Below are 17,941 nucleotides of genomic sequence, written 5' to 3'. Positions count from 1 at the left end.
AGGCGCGCACGGGAGCGGCTGAGGCGTGTGCGGGCCGGCGGGGCGGCAGCGGTGGCGTCGGCGGCCGCCCGTACCCGTACGGCGGCGCGGCGCGTCAGCCAGATGCCCCCGCCCCCGGGGCCGTTCCGGCCGGGATTCTGGCGCAGTCCGATCCGCGGGCCCTGGCTGACGTCGGTGTTCGGACTGGTCCTCCTGATCTGTATTCCTCTGCTGTTCGTCACCGGACTGCTGTCCTACGCCTCCTACAACCCCGGCCTGAGCCCCCTCAATGACGAGACTCCCGACAAGGGCGTCCTGGGCTTCTACCTCTTCAGCTGGCCCACGCACCCCTACTGGCTCTACCGGCTGCTCCAGGGTGTCCATGTGACGTTGGGCGTGGTCCTTGTCCCGGTCCTGCTGGCCAAACTGTGGTCGGTCATCCCGAAGCTCTTCGAATGGCTGCCCGTGCGCTCCGTCGCCCACGGCCTGGAGCGGTTGTCCCTGCTGATGCTGGTCGGCGGCGTCATCTTCGAATTCGTCACCGGTATCCTCAACATCCAGCTCTACTACGTCTTCCCGGGCTCCTTCTATCGCCTGCACTTCTACGGCGCCTGGGTGTTCATCGCTGCCTTCGTCGTCCACGTGTGCCTCAAGCTCGGCCGGATGACACGGGCCCTGCGCTCACGCAGCCTGAGCGCCGAACTGCGCACCGACCTCGCCCACACCGTGCCCGAACCACCCGACCCCGACGGCCTGGTGGCAGCCGCCCCCGCTCGGCCGACGACGACCCGCCGCGGCGCGCTGGGCATGGTAGGCGCGGGATCGCTTCTCCTCCTCGCCGTGACCGCGGGACAGAGCATCGGTGGCCGGCTGCGCGGGACCGCGCTCCTCGCACCGCACAACCGCGACCCCGGCAGCGGCCCGAACGCCTTCCAGATCAACAAGACGGCGGCGAAGGTCGGCGTCACCCCCGCTCTGGTCGGCCCAAGCTGGCGGCTGGAGGTGCACGGACGCGGAGCGCCGCGGGTCTTCACACGCGAGCAGCTCCTGGCGATGCCCCAGCACGCCGCCGCTCTGCCGATCGCCTGCGTGGAGGGCTGGTCCACCGAGGACCAGCACTGGAGCGGCCTGCGGCTGGCCGACCTCGCCGCCCTGGCCGGCCTGCCCGACGCCGCAAGCGTCCTGGTCGAATCCATCCAACCGCCCGGCCCCTTCACCCGGGTGGTGCTGCGCGGCAACCAGATCCACGACCCGCGAGCTCTGCTCGCCCTCCGCGTCAACGGCGCGGACCTGTCGCTCGATCACGGATACCCGGCCCGCGTCATCGTCCCGGCCAACCCCGGCGTGAACAACACCAAGTGGGTCCACCGGCTCACCTTCAGGGCGTGACCATGACACGATTCGTCCGATGGTACGGCTCAGGCCCCCTGCATCTGCTGGTCCTGATCGCCTCGTTCGCCCTCACCGCCTACGCCATGGTGCGCCTTTTCGCGGTCCAGCCGCTGGAGGTGGCCATCTGGTTCGTCGGCGCGGCCATCCTCCACGACCTCATCCTGCTGCCCCTGTACTCGCTGGCCGACCTGTCTGCCCTCTCGGTACTGCGTCATCGCACCGGCGACGTACGAGCAGTGCCGTGGGTCAACCACCTGCGCGTCCCCGCCTTCCTGTCCGGCCTGCTCCTGCTGGTCTGGTTCCCCCTCGTCTTCCGGCTCGCCGTCCCCTACCCCGGTGACACCGGGCTCTCCGACAGCGTCTACCTCGGCCGATGGCTGGCGGTCACCGGCGTGCTCTTCGCCGGCTCCGCAGTGGCCTTCGCGATCAGACTTCGCCGCGCCCGGCGAGCCGACCGCGGCGACGAGGGCCTGCCCGCCACAGGTCATGGCCCTACATCGTGACCACCGACGAGGACAAGCCGTACGGCACCGAGCAGGACCCCTACGCGCTGGCCCTGCGACCCGGCCGCGGACCGGTGTATCTGCGGCTGGTCGACGGGCGCCGGATCCGGATGCCCGTGCACCGCTGGCACGAGCAGCCCACAGCAGCCGACACGACCGTGCTGGAACGCTGCGTCGGCCCAGTCCTGGATGTCGGCTGCGGGCCGGGCCGGATGTGCAGAGAGCTGCTGAGCCGGGGAGTCTTCGCTCTCGGGGTCGACATCGCACCTCACGCGGTCGCACTCACCACCATCCAGGGCGGGCTCGCACTGTGCCGGTCGGTCTTCGACCGTCTGCCGACCGAGAGCGGCTGGCAGACGGTTCTGCTCATCGACGGCAACATCGGCATCGGAGGCGACCCTCACAGCCTCCTGCACCGCTGTGGTGGACTCATGGCCCCGGCGGGACGCCTCGTCATCGAGGTCGACCCCGATGACGTCGAGGAGCTGTGCACGGCGCGGTTCGAGGACCTCCAGGGCCACAGCGGTCCACCTTTCCCCTGGGCACGGCTGGGACGACGCGCGCTCCACCGGGTCGCCGAGGACCTCGCCCTCAGCATCACCGACCAGTGGACGAGCGGACACCGCTGTTTCCTCACCCTGGCTCATCGGAGATCCAAACCCACAACACGTACAAGGAAGGGGACAATCTCTATGAAAGCCATTGTGGTAACCGACCAGGCCGCGGGAACGGCCGGGATGACGCTGACGGAGCGGCCTGAGCCGTCCGCAGCGATCAACGACGTCATCGTCCAGATTCATGCATCGGGCTTCGTCCCGACTGAGATGGAGTGGCCGTCGACCTGGACCGATCGCGCCGGCCGTGACAAGACACCGTCGATCCCCGGCCACGAGCTGGCGGGAGTGGTCACTGCTCTCGGCTACGGCACGACGGGGCTGTCGGTCGGGCAGCGGGTGTTCGGCCTCGCCGACTGGTACCGCGACGGCACCCTGGCGGAGTACGTGGCGATCGAAGCACGCAACCTCGCACCGCTGCCCGGCGACGTCGACTTCACGGTAGCCGCGTCCCTGCCGATCTCAGGTCTGACCGCGTGGCAGGGGCTGTTCCAGCACGGCCGCCTTCAGGCCGGTCAGACCGTCCTCGCCCATGGCGCGGCCGGGGCAGTCGGAACGATGGTGACCCAGCTCGCACGTGAGGCCGGCGCTTACGTCATCGGCACCGGACGCGCCGCCGACCGTGAGAAGGCACTCGACTTCGGCGCGCATGAGTTCGTCGACCTCGAGAACGACGCGCTGAAGGACGTCGGCGGCGTCGATCTGGTCTTCGACGTCATCGGTGGCGACGTTCAGAAGCGGTCCGCTGCCCTGATCAGGGCCGGAGGAACGCTGGTGTCCATCGTCGGCCCGGTCGAGGCGCGGCCCACTAATGGTCTGGCGGTGGACTTCGTTGTCGAGGCCGATCGTGCCGACCTGGGTGAGATCGTGCAGCGGGTGCGGGACGGACGGCTGCGGACAAACATCGGTGACGTCGCGAGCCTGGATGACGCCGTTGGTGCCCTCAACCCGACCACGCGACGCAGCGGGAAGACCGTCATCCGCGTACGCCCGTAGGGAGTGATGGCCACAGTCCGACTGGCGGGTCATCCTCACGGTGGTACGAGATGAAGCGGCTCGGCCGCGAAGCCGCCGAACTCACCGCACTCGCCGGCCCCCTCGCCGGAACGTACGGCCCCAGCGGGCACGGCAAACTGCTGTTCGCATTCTTCGTGGAGGTGGCGGAGACCGGTCGGGAGAACGTCCGCGAGTCGACCCCGGAAGGGCTCGACACCGCCGCCCGCAAGGGCAAGCACGGCGGCGGACCGTCATCACGGCGATGAGGCGTGCGTCGTGGAGCTGTGCAACCACGTGCCGGGTGAGACAGCCCAGACCCAGCACCGGTTCGACTGGCTCCTTGGGAGCCCCGGGTACGAACGGGCGGCGGGCCAGGCAACCTGTCGACGCCTGCGACACTTCGGCAAACCGGACCGGCTCACCGTCAGCGGTGTCCACCGCCCAGTACGGCGGGACACACGGCTGCCCGTCAATGCCGGTCACGAGTGGTCGGAGAGTCAACTCATTGTCAGACCGTTCAGGTCAGGCTGAGCGCCGGTTCGGACGAAGACATCCGGCAGTGATCGGATCCTGCCGGTGTGCCGGGATCGATGGGACGGTTGCGCGGTGCCCTCCCGGACGGGGGTCACTTGACGGGCGGTCGATCGTACGGCGGGGCAGGTGCTGAAGCAGTGCCGATCAAGTGACGCACAGAACACGCCATGACACGGACGGGTACGAGCCATGTGCCGGGCGGCGGACGGCTCAGAGCCAGTCGCGGCGCTTGAAGACGACGTACAGGCTCACGCACACCACGCCCACAGCGTGATGGCGAACGGGTAGGAGACAGGGACGCCAGGTCAGAATGCGGGCATACCGGCGACAGCCACAAGGCGCCCGCCGCCGGATCAATTGGCACTGCGGGGAATAATTCGACAGGGAGGAAAGCGGATATCGACCCTAGCCGAACGTAAACCTAGGTGTGCTTGGTGAACAGGCCCGGCGGGGCCTGTTCGGGGGTTCGGGTCAACCAGTCGCGGTGCAGCAACGGCAGGGTGTACTCCATGTCCTGGACGCCCGTGGCCGGCAGGTGGAGCTCGAAGCGTGTGCCGGGCCGGCCGTCAGGGCGGTCCGCCACGGTGATGTGGCCGCCGTGGAGGGCGGCTTGCTGGGCGACCAGGGTGAGGCCCAGGCCGGAGCCGGGGCTGTCGGGGCCGCGGTGGAAACGCTGGAAGATCTCCTCGCGGCTTTCGGGAGGGATGCCGCGGCCGTGGTCGTCCACCACGAGCACCGCGGTCGCCTCACGCCCCCCGAGCGGCGGGCGCAGGGTCACCTCGATGCGGGCGACGCCGTCCTCGGCGCGGCCGTGGGTCCAGGCGTTGGTCAGCAGGTTGTCCACCGCCGAACGCAGACCCTGCTCCCAGCCGTCGACACGCACCCCCGCGGTGGTGCGTACGGACACTTCGGCGTCGGGGCGGGTACGCCGCAGGTCGCAGACCGACGCCTCCACGAGCTCCCCGAGGTCCAGTGGCGAGAACGCGTCCGCCTCGATCAGGTCGCCCTGTGCGAGCGCCTTCAGCATCACCAGCAGCCCGAGCAGCCGGGTGTGTTCGCGCCCGAGGTCCCCGAGCACCTCCGCCCGGTCCTCGGGGTCGAGGCCGGGGTGGTCGGTGAGGATGTCGAGGTTGGTGCGCATGCTCATCAGCGGGGTGCGCAGCTCGTGGGAGGCGGTCGCGGCGAACGCGCGGGCGGTGGCCAGCGCCTCCTCGGTGCGCGCGGCCTGCTCGTCGTAGCGGGCGAGCACGGTCTGCACCGTGTACGCCAGGTCGTCCACCTCGGTGACCCGGGTCGGCGTGTGCTCCAGACGTACGGTGCTGGCCCTGGGGTCCAGTCCACTGGTACGCCTCTGAAGCCGCCGTAGCGGAAGAACCGCCCGGGCGGCGATGGCCCAGGCGGTGGCACCGGCCAGTGCGGCGGCCACCAGCGCACCGGTCAGTACCCGTTGGCGCACCAGCGCCAGTTCGTCCTCGGCCGTGTCCGGTGACAGCAGCCACAGATTCGGGGTGTTGCTCTCTTTCGCCGCGGCACCGACGCGCAGTGACAGGACGAGCCAATCCGTGCCGCCGGAGGTCACGGTGACGGGCGTCGGGGCGTTGCGGGGCAGCGTGGGGTTCGGCTCGGGCTGCGGGCCGGCCGAGATCGTGTCCTGCGGCCCCTTCAGCCGGACGCCCACATCCCGCGCGGAGTTGATCAGCCGGCGTCGGCGGGCCTGCTCCAGGAGCGGGTGGTCAGTCCCGGCAACGTCCAGATACGCCTTGGCGTTCTGGGCGACGACCGTCGCGCGGGCGCGTAGTTGGTCGTTCTGGTGCGTGCGCAGGTCGCTGCTGACCAGGTGCAGCAGCAGCCAGCCGGAAGCGAGGACCAGTACGGGCACGCTCACGCCGACCGCGAGCGCGATACGGGTGGACAGTTTCACGGCGTGCCCTCGATGTGCGGGGTCTGGCGGTCCGCGCGCAGGACGAAACCGACCCCGCGCACGGTGTGCACCATCCGGGGCCGACCGTCTGCCTCCAGCTTGCGCCGCAGATAGCTGACGAAGGTGTCGACGGCGTCACTGCGGACCTGGAAGTCGTATCCCCAGACCCAGTCCAGCAGTTGCTCGCGGGTGAGCACGATGCCCGCGTTGCGGGCCAGGATCTCCAGCAGCGCGAACTCGCGCCGGGTCAGTTGCAGTGGCCGGTCGTCCAGAACGGCCTGGTGGGCGGCCGGGTCGAGGACGAGGCCGCCGACGCGGAGGGGGGCGGTGGCGGCCGGCGGGCGGCGGCGCAACAGGGCGTGCAGCCGCAGGACCAACTCCTGGAGTGCGAACGGCTTGACCAGGTAGTCGTCCCCGCCCGCCTGTAGGCCCGCCACCCGGTCGGCCGTCTCGTCCAGCGCGGAGAGCATCAGCACAGGTACGTCGTCGCCGTCGTCGCGCAGGGCCCGGCACACGTCGATGCCGCTGAGATCGGGCATGCTGACGTCCAGGACGACGATGTCGGGGCGGCCGACGCGGGCCTCCGCCAGACCGGTGTGACCCCCGTCCGCGACCGTCACCGTGAATCCGCTCAGCCTCAGCCCCCGTGCCAGTGACCGCCGTATCGCCGCGTCGTCGTCGACCACCAGCACCCGCCCGGCCTTGCCTGCCATGCACACCTCGGTTTCACCGCGTCGAACGAGCTTGCCCATAGGAGACCGATCAAAGCACGGGCAGGCTCTGCCCGAGACCGCAGGAGTGCCTCGTCCGGTACTGCGACGGCGTGCATCCCATGATGCGGCGAAAGCTCCGCGAGAAGTGCTCGGAACCGGAGAATCCGCAGCGCCGTCCTATGCGGGCGATGGTGTCGTCGCCGGTCTCGAGATACTTGCGGGCCAGGTCGATCCGGAGTTCGGTGAGATAGCGGTACGGGGTGAATCCGGTGGTGGCCTTGAAACAGCGTACGAAGTGGAAACGGCTGAAGGAGACCAGGGACGCCAGGTCGCCGACCGAAACCGGTTGTTCGAGGTTGGCCCGCATATAGGACAGAATCGTCTCGAGCTGCCCTGAGCTCAGCGGACCGGCTGTCCTGCCCGAACCGGACGAGTGGGGCGCGAGCAGGTGGGCGGCGATGAACTGTGCCGCCGACTGCGCGTACAGGTCGTCAGCGCCGACCTCGCTCGCGGCCGCCACCGCCTTGACCATGGCCGCGAGGAGTGGGTCGAACCGCGTCACCGGGTGCGGATCCCACAGATATGGGACGCGTGACCGCAGGTCCTCCTCGGTGATGAGCCGGCGCAGCGTGTCGACCGGGAGGGCGAGGGTGGCGATCGTCACGGGCTCGTCACCGGTCGGTGCCACGACCAGCGTCCGGCTCAGCCCCGGGGGAATGATGCACACGTCGTCGGGAAGTGGGAACGCCTCTTTCCCTGTCCGTGTGCCGTGACCTTCGCGAATTTCCAGAAGCCCGCTCAGATGGGCATTCAGTTTGATTCCTGAAGACGACGGAAGATGGAGCGTGTGGACGCCCTTCTTGAACGTTTGCTTCCACACGTGCAGGGAGTTCCATGCTTTGCTCCCCACCTCGCTGGTTACCTCCAACGCCCGGTTTCCTCTCGTGCGGTTCCACGGCTCTCGATGCAGGTGCCGTGTAGAGAGTGCAGGGGAATCAGAGGCTGCCGCAAGGCGACTGGTCCGGATTAATTGGCCTGAGCACGGAATAATTCGGCGGGAGGCAATCTGATATTGACCGAGGCGGATTCCTGCTGCCACGCTCCCAGCATGATTCGCACTCGTCAATTGCTGACACTTGCAGCCGGCTCGGCGGCGATGGTGTTCGCCGCTCAGAGCGGAATGAGCGCGGCGACAGCCCACGCCACCGCCCCCACCGTGAAGCCGGCCGCGGCCGCGGCCAAACCGAACATCGTCTTCGTACTCACCGACGACATGTCCACAAACCTGCTCCCGTACATGCCCGAGGTGCAGAAGCTCCAGTCGCAGGGCACGTCGTTCAGCGACTTCGTGGTCAGCAACTCGCTCTGCTGCCCGTCCCGTTCGTCCATCTTCACCGGTGAGTACCCGCACAACACCGGCGTCCTCAGCAACACGGCAGAGTCCAACGGCGGCTTCAAGGCCTTCCACGACCACGGCCTGGACAAGGACACCTTCGCCGTCGCCCTGAAGGCCAAGGGCTACCGCACCGCGATGATGGGCAAGTACCTCAACGGTTACGACCCCAAGTCCACGGTCGACGGCCAGCAGCCGTACATGCCGCAGGGGTGGAGCCAGTGGGACGTCGTCGGCAACGGCCTCCCGGAGTACAACTACAACCTCGCCCACAACCACACGATGGAACCCCACGGCGACAAGAACAAGGACTATCTGACCGACGTCCTGAGCGAGAAGGGTCAGTCGTTCATCAAGAAGTCCGCGGCGGCGAACAAGCCGTTCATGCTGGAGGTCGCCCTCTTCACACCGCACGGTCCGTCCACGCCGGCCCGCCGGGACAAGAAGGACTTCCCCGGCCTGAAGGCGCCGCAGGGCCCCGCCTTCGACAAGCTCCCGACCAACGCGCCGCCGTGGCTGGCCCGGCAGAACCCGTTGACCCAGAGCGAGAAGACCGCGATCGACAAGAAGTTCCGCAAGCGCGCACAGTCGCTCCAGGCGGTCGACGAGATGCTCGGCAAGCTGCGCCAGAGCCTGACCAGCGCCCACGTCGCCGACAACACCTACGTCGTCTTCAGCTCCGACAACGGCTTCCACCTCGGTGAGTACCGGCTCAAGGCGGGCAAGCAGACGGCCTTCGACACCGACGTCCGCGTGCCGCTGGTGATCGCAGGACCCGGTGTCGCGGCCGGACGGACGAGCCACGCCCAGGTGTCGAACATCGACTTCGCGCCCACCTTCGAGAAGATCGGCGGCGCCGCGGTGTCGTCCAAGGTGGACGGGCACAGCATGCTCCCCCTCCTGGACGGCGGCTCGGACGCGGGCTGGCGCACGGCCAACCTGATCGAGCACCGCCACGCCAAGCCGGCTCATGACGACCCGGACAACGACGGCAGCGAGAGCGTCAGCCCGCCGAACTACCACGCCATGCGCACCAACTCCTACACCTACGTCGAGTACGACAGCGGCGCGAAGGAGTACTACGACCTGAGCACCGACCCCGACGAGCTGCACAACACCGCCGGACAGCTGAGCCAGGCCCGCCTGGCGAAGCTGCACGACGCGCTGACCGGGCTGAAGAACTGCCACGGCGACGGCTGCTGGAGCGCCGGACACCCGTAGCAGGGCTTCCCATGGGGGTGCCCTGGCCGCCCGCCGCGGCCAGGGCATCGCGTGGGCGGGCGCCCGCGCGCGCCCGTTTCCCCAGCGTGTTCCGTCACACACGGCACTGGAGAGAGGAATTTCCGCATGTTCTCGTCCGACGCCCACCCGCCCACCCGCCGCAGAGCGCTCGCCTCGATGGCGGGTGCCCTAGCCGGATCCGCGATCGTCTCCGCCGCCCCGCGCGCCTTCGCCGACTCCGACGGCGCCGACCCGACCGCCGAGGCCGCGCGAGGGGGGCTGCCGCTCACGGTCGTCAACAGCAGCGGCAAGTTCGCCAACGGCCAGGTCCACCTGTACGTCGTGGGCAGCACGGGAGACCGGCAGGTACGGCTCACCCGGCGGGGCACCCTGGCCCCCGTCAAGCTCTCCGACAACCACGCGGGCGGCTTCGCCGACTACTCCATCCCGCTGACCGCCCACGGCGCGACCAACCTGCGACTGCCGCAGATGTCCGGACGCATCTACGTGGCCCTCGGCCACAAACTGAAGTTCAAGGCGGTCAGGGGCGCCGACGGCAAGATCGGTCTTCAACAGCCGGCCGGCTGGGTGGAGTCCGACCCCAACTTCTCCGTGCTGCACGACTTCGTGGAGTTCACCCACGACGCGTCCGGCATGCACTGCAACACCACCATGGTGGACATGTTCAGCGTTCCGATGATGATCGGGCTGAACGGAGCGAAGAACCACAGCACCGGCCAGCTGCCCGCCGGCGGCCGCGTGAAGGTCTTCAACGCCCTGAGGAACCACCCTGACTTCAAGCACCTCGTCATAGCCGACCGGCGCGTCATCGCCCCGAGCCACGGCCTCGACGCCGGCCGGTTCCCCCAGCACTACTTCGACGACTACATCGACAAGGTCTGGCACGCCTACCAGGACAAGAACCTCGTCGTCAGGACGAACGCGGGCGTATTCACCGGCCGGGTCAGGAACCAGCAGCTCACCTTCAGCGGCCCCGCGCAGGTCTCCTTCGCCAAGCCCTCCACCCGTGACGTGCTCTTCTGCGAAGGGGCGCTCGCCGCCCCCAACGACGGGATCACCGGCCCCGTCGCCGCCGCCCTGGGCGCCGCGTTCAACCGCTCGACGCTGCTGAGCCACAGCAATCAGCCCACCACCCGCGCGGCCACCTTCTACGACACCGCCGTCACCAACCACTACGCCAAGGCCGTCCACGCCGCGACCAGCAACGGCAAGGCCTACGGCTTCGCCTTCGACGACGTCGCCGACTGGGCCTCCTACATCGAGGACCCCAGCCCCCAGCACATGCACCTGACGCTGACCCCGTTCTGAGGCACCCGCTCTTGCGTGCAGCAAGCGACCATCGAGGGAGTACCAGGTGAAGAGACTACGTGAGTTGCTTCTCGCGGCCGTGCTGTGTCTCATGCCGGCCGTCGCGTCCGCCGGAGACGCGCATGCCGCCGTGGCCGACGATTCCCGCACCGTGCCCGCCGCTACCACCGTCGCCGCACCCGAGGCGAGTGGGGCCGCCGGCGCCCACACGGTGACGTTCGTCAACCGGTCCGGGAAGAAGCTGTGGATCGGCAGCACCGTCAACAAGGACGAGCCCGACGGAGATTCGAAGAACCTGATGTCGCTGCCCGTGCTCAAGCCGGGGCAGTCGGCGACCGTGACCATCCCGGAGGACAGGGCCCCCCACCACTGGCGCGGCAAGTTCTTCCCCCGCCAGGGGTGTTCGGGCAAGTCGGGAAGCACGTTCCACTGCGCCATCGGCGACTGCGGAGTATCCGCCCAGGGCTGCAGGACGGGCGAACAGCCGGTCAGCCTCGCCGAGTTCAACTTCGACAAGAAGGACACGCAGGCGCCCTGGTACGACGTCAGCTACGTCAACGCCTTCTCACTCCCCATCACCATCGCGCCCAAGGGAGCCGAGAAGGTCACCGAGAACGGCTCGTGCTCGCAGCAGGGCTGCCGGAAGAACCTGCTGCGTTACTGCCCGAAGGCCGACCGGCAGCACAACTCCGCCGGGAAGACCGTGCTGTGCGTGAACCCGAACCGGGATGCCACCTCCGCCTACAGCGATGCCATCAAGAAGCACTGCCCCAAGGCCTACGCCTGGTCCAAGCAGGATCAGGAGTCCGGCAACAAGACGATGCGGCAGTGCGCCGAGTGCAAGGGCTTCGTCGTGACGTTCTGGTGATCCCATGACCCCATGACCCCATGACCTCCTGCTCCACGAGTCGGCCGCCCCGCGAATACTCGCGCGGGGCGGCCGACTCGTATTCGGTTCAGACGCGTCGGCTCAGGCACGTCGGTTCAGAGGCATGGGTTCAGAACTTCGCGCCGAAGTCCTGCGTCCAGTACGGGCCACCCGCCGAGCCCGACGCCTTCACGAGCCGACGCCTATGTGCTTGAGCGAGCAGTTGATGCGGCCGGTCTTGAAGGTCCTCGGCGCGCACCGCGTGGTACGCGAACTCCCGCCTAGGCACGGTCGTCCACAGATGGTGGCGGACTTCGAACCCGCCGTCGGACTGATCGAGGAGCGCCACGACCGCTCGCCACGCCTCGTCGTCCGAGTAGTCCGTGCATATGACCAGGGCTTCGGTCTCGAAGTCGTGCCTGGCACGGTTGATGACCGGTCGCAAGAATTTCCTCCAGAAGAACGCCGGCGCCCGATCGCGAGGATGGCGCCAGCTACTCCGGATTATATGCTCGCCTGTTCCGCACGCGGTTGTCGCGCTCGAACTCCCCGAGCAACAACTGCCGTTCCCGAAGCAATTTCTGAGCCCTTTCTCCGGGCGGCGGCAGGTAGCTTCGTATCCGGGTTCCGATGGGCAACCCCGCCTTTACTCCAAGGAGTTTTCCGTATGCGAAGGATACGTGCCGTCTACGCCGTGCTCACCGCCGCATTGATGGCGATCTCAGCGGTCAATCTGAGCACCGACACGGCGTCCGCCGCAGAGCAAAGCGGTGGATTCGTCGTCAGCAAGGCTCAGTACAACAAGATGTTCCCGCACCACAAGAAGCTCTACACCTACGAGGGCCTGGTCACGGCGATGAAGGCATTCCCGGCCTTCGCGCACACCGGCGACGCCAAGACCAAGAAGCGTGAAGCCGCGGCCTTCCTCGCGAACGTCAGCCACGAGACCAGCGGGCTGATCTACATCAACGAGCAGGACAAGGCCAACTGGCCGACCTACTGCCAGCAAGAGCCCTACGGCTGCCCGGCCGGCCAGTCCGCGTACCACGGCCGCGGCCCGCTCCAGATCAGCTGGAACTACAACTACAAGGCGGCCGGCGACGCGGTCCACATCGACCTGCTGAACCACCCGAACCTCGCGGCGACGAACCCCGTCGTGACCTGGAAGCTCGCGCTCTGGTACTGGATGACCCAGTCCGGCCCCGGCACCATGACGCCCCACCACGCGATGGTCAAGAGCGGCGGCTTCGGCGAGACCATCCGCAGCATCAACGGCGCCTTCGAGTGCAACGGCGGCAACCCGGCCGAGATGAAGGACCGGGTCGCCAAGTACGAGAAGTTCACCAAGATGCTCCACGTCGGCGCCGGCGCGCACCTCAGCTGCTGAGGGAGGCGCCATGCGGAAGGTACGCATCCTCGCCCTGCCGTTCCTGCTCTCGGCCGTGCTCGTGGCCGGCAGCCAGAGCGCCGCGCCCACTGCGTTCGCGGCCGGCGGCCATTCCGTTGCCGCCACCTCCGCGGCGAAGAAGAAGGGCATCAGCGCCTGGAAGTTCGACGGCGTCACCAAGGCGCTCGCCGACTCGAACTCGGGCTGGTTCTACACCTGGTCGTCGGACAAGGGAGGAATCAAGCCGCCGCGCGGTGTCGAGTTCGTGCCCATGATCCATGACGCGGGCTCGGTGACGAACAAGGAGCTCGGCCTGGCCAAGAAGCAGGGCAAGAACCTGCTCGGCTTCAACGAGCCCGACAGGTCGGATCAGGCCCACATGACCGTGAAGCAGGCACTCGACCTGTGGCCCCGGCTCCAGTCGACCGGTCTGCGGCTCGGCGCCCCCGCCGTGGCCACCGGCGGCGAGGTCGCCGGCGGCTGGCTGGACCGGTTCATGAAGGGCGCCGCCGCCCGCCACTACCAGGTCGACTTCATCCCCCTGCACTGGTACGGCGCGGACTTCGACGCCCAGCGCGCGACGGGGCAGTTGCGCAGCTATCTCGAGGCCGTGCACAAGCGCTACAAGAAGCCGATCTGGCTCACCGAATACGCCCTGATCGACTTCTCATCCGGCACCCCGCGCTATCCGTCCGAGGCGCAACAGGCCGCATTCGTCGAGAAGTCGACGGCCATGCTCCAGCACCTGGACTACGTCCGGCGCTACGCGTGGTTCACCCTCTCCACCGACCACGGCGACGGCACCGGCCTTTACCACGGTGCGACGGCCAACCGGGTGGGCGCCGCCTATCGCTCCGCGGGCTGAACACAAGATCAATCAGTCGAAATCACGAGAAACGAGGGAAAGAAAATGAGCAAGCGGGCCCTGCACGCCTCCATCGCGGCCGGTGCGGCCGTACTGACCGCGATGGTCGCCCTGGCTCCGGCGAGTTCCGCCGCGACCGCCTCCGCGCAGGCTCAGAGGCCGACGTGCTGGGCGACGCACTACGGCCCGATACCCGCCGGCAGCACCACCGCCAACGGCGACATCTTCGACAACAGCAAGAACACCGCGGCGACTTCGCTCACCCGCAATCGCCAGCTGCCCTTCGGCACGAGGGTGCGGGTCACCAACGTGGCGAACGGCAAGTCCCTGGTCGTGCGCATCAACGACCGCGGCACGTTCAAGCACACGAAGGCGGAACCCAAGTGCCTGGACCTGACCGACGGCGCCTTCAGGCGGCTCGGCGGGAGCCTCAACCCCGACGCCGGTCACGTCGTCGTCCGGCAGAAGGTGCTGAAGTGACCCTCTGAGAAAGACGGGGTGACCGGCGGCCGGAACGGCTGACGTCTCCGTGTCACGGTACGAGCGCCCGGGTGGCCTCCCGCAGCCCGGGCGCTTCGTGATCCGGGTGCCGCCGGAGGAGAGCGAGGGCGCCGAGGACGGCGCCGGTATCGCCGAGTCCGGCCGGAATCACTCGGGGCACCCCGTACGAGCAGCGCGCGACATGCGTGTCGAGCATGTGCTCGATCGGTGCCATCAGGGCTCGACCGGCGTCGACCAGCTCGCCGCCGATGACGATCACGTCGGGTCCGACGGCATGGCTCACATCGGCCAGCACCCTGCCGACATGCGTGCCGACCCGTGCCAGAACCGCGTGCGCGGCCGCGTCGCCGGTCTCGAGCGCGCTCACCAGTTCCGGCAGGTCTGCTGCCGCGGTTCCCGCGGTGCGGCAGGCGTCGAGTACGGCCCCGATCGACGCCACTGTCTCCAGGCATCCGATCGCACCGCACTCACAGGGCGCGCCGCCCGGGTCCACGGTGATGTGGCCGAACATCCCGGAGCGGCCGTGGGCGCCGCGGTGCAGTGTGCCGGCCATCACGAGTCCGCCGCCGACGCCGTGCGACAACCGCAGGTACAGCATGTTCTGTTCACCCGCGGCGGCACCCCAGATCGTCTCGGCCAGGGTGGCCAGCCGGGTGTTGTTGTCGATCAGTACCGGTGCGCCGAAGCGTTCGCGCACGCGTGCCGCCACGATGTCGTGCCGAGGCGCCCACAGCGGGCCCTGCCCCGGTGTGCCGACCGGTCCGACCACCCCGACGCCGATGCCGTTCAGGGCGCCCGGTCGCAGCGTCCCGTGCGTCAGCCTGTCCGCCAGTAGCCACGCGAGGTCGATGCGGGTCTGCCACGGGGTGTCGGGGTCGTGCGGTTCGCCGGTGGTGCCGACGATCTCGTGCTCCGCGTTCATCGCGGCCACCCGCACCGCCCGTCGCGCGAACTCGATGCCGAGCAGCCGGCCGGCCCCGGAGTTGACGGTCAGTACCTCCGCCGGGCGGCCCCGTTTGCGCCGGGCCGCCTCCGGAACCGAGGCGAGGACGCTGCCGTTGTCCATCAGCGCCCCGACGGCGTCGTAGAGCGTGGTGCGGGACAGGCCGCTCAGGATCCGTAAGTCTCCCCGAGTGAGCGGACCGTGCTCGCGCAGCAGGCTCAGCACCAGGGCCTCGTGCGCGCTGGAGGCCCGTGTCGTCGTCTCAGTCGGCATTGCGGAAGGCGCCCCCCTCTTTGAACGCAACTGTTGCGTGAGGGACGGAGATCAGTCGTCCGTCCCCCGCCGCGCAAGAAGCTAGAGGGCGTCTTTGTGGGAATTCTGTGGAGCCACTCAGAGGGAGGACACCTGGGCGTATGCGGTGTTGCCGCGGGCCGGTGGGGGCTGACGCCGCCCGGGTCAGGGTCGAGGCGCGACGTGCACCTGCACGGTCAGCGTGCCGCTGTTGTCCTGGGAGCAGGCACCGGAGGCGTCGTTCATGCCCAGTTGCAGGCGGGCGTCGCCGGGCGCCCGGAAAGTCAGCTTCCGCCCGACGTTGTGTATCGGGAGGTCCTGCTCACCCACGAGTCGGGCCAGCAAGGAGCCGAAAGGAGCCCCGACTTTGACCTTGCAGGCCTTCGTCCCCTCCGGCAGCTGGTTGGTTTTCGGGTCGTAACCGGCCGGCCCGGTCATGGGCAGCTTTCGGGAGTTGGCCGTCCACTCTCCGGACACGAACTGGACGGTGATCCGATCGCCCTGATGGACGGACACGCCGGTGACCGGCTGCCAACCGGCCGTCGACTCGATGACCTGACGGGCCGTCCCCCTTTTTGGAGTGCTCGATATGCTCGAAACGCTCGAAACGCTCGAAGCGTTCGGAGTTTTCGGATCATCCTTGAGCGGCAGCGGTCCGGTGACGAGGAGACCGCCCGCAACGCCCGCCGTCAGTATGGCCGTTCCGGCCAGCCCCCATCGCAGCCGCTTCGGCCACGCCGAGCGGGATGCCTGCGGCTGTGGGAGTTCGAGCGGCGTGGTGTGGCGCCCCGGCGGCACGGTCTCCGCGGCCGGGACGCGCCATTTCGGCTTGGCGGCCATCGTGTTCGCGTCGGCCATCGGGGCCGCAGGCCGGAGCGCGAGTACGGTCGCCGGCGGCAGGAACTCGAGATCCGGCTCGCCGGCAACGACGCCTCGCAGCGCGGAACGTACGGCTGCCGTCGAAGGACGCTCGGCCGGGGACTTGCGCAGCAGCGCTTCGACGACCGGGCGCAGCGGACCGAGCCGCTCCGACAGGCTGGGTTCCTCGTACGCCACGGCGTGCATCGTCGCGGGTGCTCCCGGCCTGCGGAAAGGGGACTCGCCGCAGCACACCGTGGCGAGTGTGGCGCCCAGTGACCACAGGTCGGAGGCCGGTCCGACCTCTGTTTCCATCACGCGCTCCGGCGCCATGAACTCTACGGAGCCGACCACTTGACCGGTGCTCGTCAAGAACTCGCCGTCGTCCAGGGCCGCGATGCCGAAGTCGGTGAGGACGGCGCTGCCGTCATGGCGCAGCAGCACGTTGGCGGGCTTGAGGTCCCGGTGCAGAGTCCCGACCGCGTGGACGGCGTCCAGCGCGTCGATCAGTTGCAGGCCGACGGCGGCGGTCTGCTGCGGTGTGAGCGGTCCGGTCTCGGCCGTCCGATTCGCCAGTGAGGACCCTTCGACGAGTTCCATGACGATCCACAGCCGGTCCTCGGACTCGACTAGGTCGTGGACTCCCACCACATGGGGGTGCGGCACCCGGGCGACCGCGCGGGCCTCGCGGATGGCACGCCGTACCCGTACGCGGCGGTCCTCGTCGCCGTCGGTGAGGACGTGCAGTTCCTTGGCGGCGACCGGCCGGTCCAGCAGTTGGTCGTGGGCGCGCCAGACCGTGCCCATGCCGCCTCTGCCGAGGACGTCGTGAAGCAGATAGCGTCCGGCGATCACCCGTTCCGAACGCGTGGTCACCTGGTCACCGTCTCCGGATATCACGCGCCCTCACGTTGCCTTTGGGAGCGGTGCCCGTCGAAGCGCTCCAGCCGCCCGCGGACCAATCCGCGCGCCTGTCCGCCGAGGTTGACGCTGGGATCCGCCGGTTGCCACGCCGGTCTGCCCGGTGGGGCGCCCGCTGTATCTCCCCGAACTCCCGGGCGGCGGACCGGAGACGGCGCCGACGCGTCCACGGCCCACCGGGTGTTGCTCCGCAACGGCCTGGTCCTCACCCAGGATGCCGATCTTGTCTTAGCTGGAATGGGAGCTTCCTTTGCTGGGTTCGTCTGGGTCAAGCGCTACGTGCGGATGGTGTGACACGGCCGGCGTCCCGCCGCTCGATCCGGAATTGTGGTTACCGGTTCGAACCACTCGGCACTCGTTCGCCCTGCCGTGAGCCTTTGCCAGACGCTAGAACCATGAGGAGAGCGGCGGCAAGGTCCGAAGGGGAGGATTAAATGCCCTGTCGCGCGGATCAATTCGAGGATCGCCGGGCCGACCTCCGCCCCGAACATCACCGCGGCCCGGCTCCATGCCTTCGGCTCGAGTCGGCCGGCGCACCACGCGGTGGCGCAGGTGGACGACGTCACATGCGCGCGTCTCGGGCCGCTGAATCAAGGCCGTCCTACTCCTTGCGGCCGCGGCGCGACGTGGGGCGGCATCGTCACCGGCGATGCCGCGCACTCCCGCAACGATGCCGTGCACTCTGGCAGGTGGACTCCACTCGGGTGGACTG

The 17,941-nt window shown here is 68.7% G+C and carries 16 protein-coding genes; 10 read left to right on the top strand and 6 right to left on the bottom strand.

Features of this window, described 5'->3' with window-relative positions; all coding sequences use genetic code 11:
* The first annotated feature begins 102 nt into the window (after window positions 1–102).
* From ABVB68_RS25765 to ABVB68_RS25750, 4 genes are all read left to right on the top strand, one after another.
* On the top strand, window positions 103–1,368 hold the full coding sequence (locus ABVB68_RS25765) for a molybdopterin-dependent oxidoreductase (RefSeq protein WP_353603512.1): 1,266 nt from the start codon (window positions 103–105) through the stop codon (window positions 1,366–1,368).
* 2 nt (window positions 1,369–1,370) lie between these two features.
* Window positions 1,371–1,874, top strand: coding sequence for a hypothetical protein (locus ABVB68_RS25760; protein WP_353603569.1), 504 nt, complete (start codon window positions 1,371–1,373; stop codon window positions 1,872–1,874).
* Between the two features lie 692 nt (window positions 1,875–2,566).
* Window positions 2,567–3,484, top strand: coding sequence for an NADP-dependent oxidoreductase (locus tag ABVB68_RS25755; protein WP_353603568.1), 918 nt, complete (start codon window positions 2,567–2,569; stop codon window positions 3,482–3,484).
* A gap of 50 nt (window positions 3,485–3,534) precedes the next feature.
* Entirely contained in the window at window positions 3,535–3,750 is a 216-nt protein-coding gene (locus ABVB68_RS25750) for a resolvase (protein WP_353603511.1), read from the top strand.
* A 689-nt stretch (window positions 3,751–4,439) separates the two neighbouring features.
* Here ABVB68_RS25750 and ABVB68_RS25745 read toward each other — a convergent pair.
* The 3 genes from ABVB68_RS25745 to ABVB68_RS25735 are packed head-to-tail and all read right to left on the bottom strand — an operon-like array spanning window position 4,440 to window position 7,580.
* Window positions 4,440–5,939 (bottom strand): sensor histidine kinase, encoded by a 1,500-nt coding sequence (locus ABVB68_RS25745; protein ID WP_353603510.1) that lies wholly within the window; start codon window positions 5,937–5,939, stop codon window positions 4,440–4,442.
* Window positions 5,936–6,652, bottom strand: coding sequence for a response regulator transcription factor (locus ABVB68_RS25740; RefSeq protein WP_353603509.1), 717 nt, complete (start codon window positions 6,650–6,652; stop codon window positions 5,936–5,938). Before ABVB68_RS25740 ends, ABVB68_RS25745 begins: the two co-directional genes overlap by 4 nt.
* Before the next feature lie 49 nt (window positions 6,653–6,701).
* Entirely contained in the window at window positions 6,702–7,580 is an 879-nt protein-coding gene (locus ABVB68_RS25735; RefSeq protein ID WP_353603508.1) for a helix-turn-helix domain-containing protein, read from the bottom strand.
* A gap of 180 nt (window positions 7,581–7,760) precedes the next feature.
* Here ABVB68_RS25735 and ABVB68_RS25730 point away from each other — a divergent pair, with 180 nt between their 5' ends.
* From ABVB68_RS25730 to ABVB68_RS25720, 3 genes are all read left to right on the top strand, one after another.
* Window positions 7,761–9,266, top strand: coding sequence for a sulfatase family protein (locus tag ABVB68_RS25730; protein WP_353603507.1), 1,506 nt, complete (start codon window positions 7,761–7,763; stop codon window positions 9,264–9,266).
* A 126-nt stretch (window positions 9,267–9,392) separates the two neighbouring features.
* Complete coding sequence (locus ABVB68_RS25725) at window positions 9,393–10,595, top strand: beta-1,3-glucanase family protein (protein ID WP_353603506.1); 1,203 nt, start codon at window positions 9,393–9,395, stop codon at window positions 10,593–10,595.
* A 46-nt stretch (window positions 10,596–10,641) separates the two neighbouring features.
* Entirely contained in the window at window positions 10,642–11,463 is an 822-nt protein-coding gene (locus ABVB68_RS25720) for a thaumatin family protein (protein WP_353603505.1), read from the top strand.
* Window positions 11,464–11,593: 130 nt separating this feature from the next.
* Here ABVB68_RS25720 and ABVB68_RS25715 read toward each other — a convergent pair whose 3' ends face one another.
* Window positions 11,594–11,908, bottom strand: coding sequence for a DUF6924 domain-containing protein (locus ABVB68_RS25715; RefSeq protein ID WP_353603504.1), 315 nt, complete (start codon window positions 11,906–11,908; stop codon window positions 11,594–11,596).
* A 222-nt stretch (window positions 11,909–12,130) separates the two neighbouring features.
* On the opposite strand from ABVB68_RS25715, the gene ABVB68_RS25710 reads away from it, so the two are divergent.
* From ABVB68_RS25710 to ABVB68_RS25700, 3 genes are read left to right on the top strand one after another with little or no spacing between them, the layout of a single operon-like run.
* A complete protein-coding gene (locus tag ABVB68_RS25710; RefSeq protein ID WP_353603503.1) occupies window positions 12,131–12,850 on the top strand; it encodes a chitinase in 720 nt (239 codons plus the stop codon).
* Between the two features lie 10 nt (window positions 12,851–12,860).
* Window positions 12,861–13,715, top strand: a complete 855-nt coding sequence (locus ABVB68_RS25705) for a glycoside hydrolase family protein (RefSeq protein ID WP_353603502.1) — start codon at window positions 12,861–12,863, stop codon at window positions 13,713–13,715.
* 45 nt (window positions 13,716–13,760) lie between these two features.
* The gene (locus ABVB68_RS25700; protein WP_353603501.1) at window positions 13,761–14,195 is read left to right on the top strand and encodes a septal ring lytic transglycosylase RlpA family protein; all 435 of its coding nucleotides are present in this window, start codon (window positions 13,761–13,763) and stop codon (window positions 14,193–14,195) included.
* A 52-nt stretch (window positions 14,196–14,247) separates the two neighbouring features.
* Here the strand turns inward: ABVB68_RS25700 and ABVB68_RS25695 are convergent, their stop codons facing one another.
* Both ABVB68_RS25695 and ABVB68_RS25690 read right to left on the bottom strand, forming a co-directional pair.
* A complete protein-coding gene (locus ABVB68_RS25695; RefSeq protein WP_353603500.1) occupies window positions 14,248–15,432 on the bottom strand; it encodes an ROK family transcriptional regulator in 1,185 nt (394 codons plus the stop codon).
* 183 nt (window positions 15,433–15,615) lie between these two features.
* A complete protein-coding gene (locus tag ABVB68_RS25690) occupies window positions 15,616–17,184 on the bottom strand; it encodes a serine/threonine-protein kinase (RefSeq protein ID WP_353603499.1) in 1,569 nt (522 codons plus the stop codon).
* Window positions 17,185–17,941: the final 757 nt, after the last annotated feature.

The sequence above is a fragment of the Streptomyces sp. NPDC096012 genome (assembly GCF_040426375.1).
In the GTDB taxonomy this organism is placed as follows: domain Bacteria; phylum Actinomycetota; class Actinomycetes; order Streptomycetales; family Streptomycetaceae; genus Streptomyces.
Note: the sequence above shows the minus strand (reverse complement) of the source record. Positions and strands in the feature narration are given on the sequence as shown.

Bases quoted from the DNA above. Each gene is read 5' to 3' on its own strand.
- ABVB68_RS25765 (WP_353603512.1), top strand. From the start codon at position 103: ATGCCCCCGCCCCCGGGGCCGTTCCGGCCGGGATTCTGGCGCAGTCCG.
- ABVB68_RS25760 (WP_353603569.1), top strand. From the start codon at position 1,371: ATGACACGATTCGTCCGATGGTACGGCTCAGGCCCCCTGCATCTGCTG.
- ABVB68_RS25755 (WP_353603568.1), top strand. From the start codon at position 2,567: ATGAAAGCCATTGTGGTAACCGACCAGGCCGCGGGAACGGCCGGGATG.
- ABVB68_RS25750 (WP_353603511.1), top strand. From the start codon at position 3,535: ATGAAGCGGCTCGGCCGCGAAGCCGCCGAACTCACCGCACTCGCCGGC.
- ABVB68_RS25740 (WP_353603509.1), bottom strand. From the start codon at position 6,652: ATGGCAGGCAAGGCCGGGCGGGTGCTGGTGGTCGACGACGACGCGGCG.
- ABVB68_RS25730 (WP_353603507.1), top strand. From the start codon at position 7,761: ATGATTCGCACTCGTCAATTGCTGACACTTGCAGCCGGCTCGGCGGCG.
- ABVB68_RS25725 (WP_353603506.1), top strand. From the start codon at position 9,393: ATGTTCTCGTCCGACGCCCACCCGCCCACCCGCCGCAGAGCGCTCGCC.
- ABVB68_RS25710 (WP_353603503.1), top strand. From the start codon at position 12,131: ATGCGAAGGATACGTGCCGTCTACGCCGTGCTCACCGCCGCATTGATG.
- ABVB68_RS25705 (WP_353603502.1), top strand. From the start codon at position 12,861: ATGCGGAAGGTACGCATCCTCGCCCTGCCGTTCCTGCTCTCGGCCGTG.
- ABVB68_RS25700 (WP_353603501.1), top strand. From the start codon at position 13,761: ATGAGCAAGCGGGCCCTGCACGCCTCCATCGCGGCCGGTGCGGCCGTA.
- ABVB68_RS25695 (WP_353603500.1), bottom strand. From the start codon at position 15,432: ATGCCGACTGAGACGACGACACGGGCCTCCAGCGCGCACGAGGCCCTG.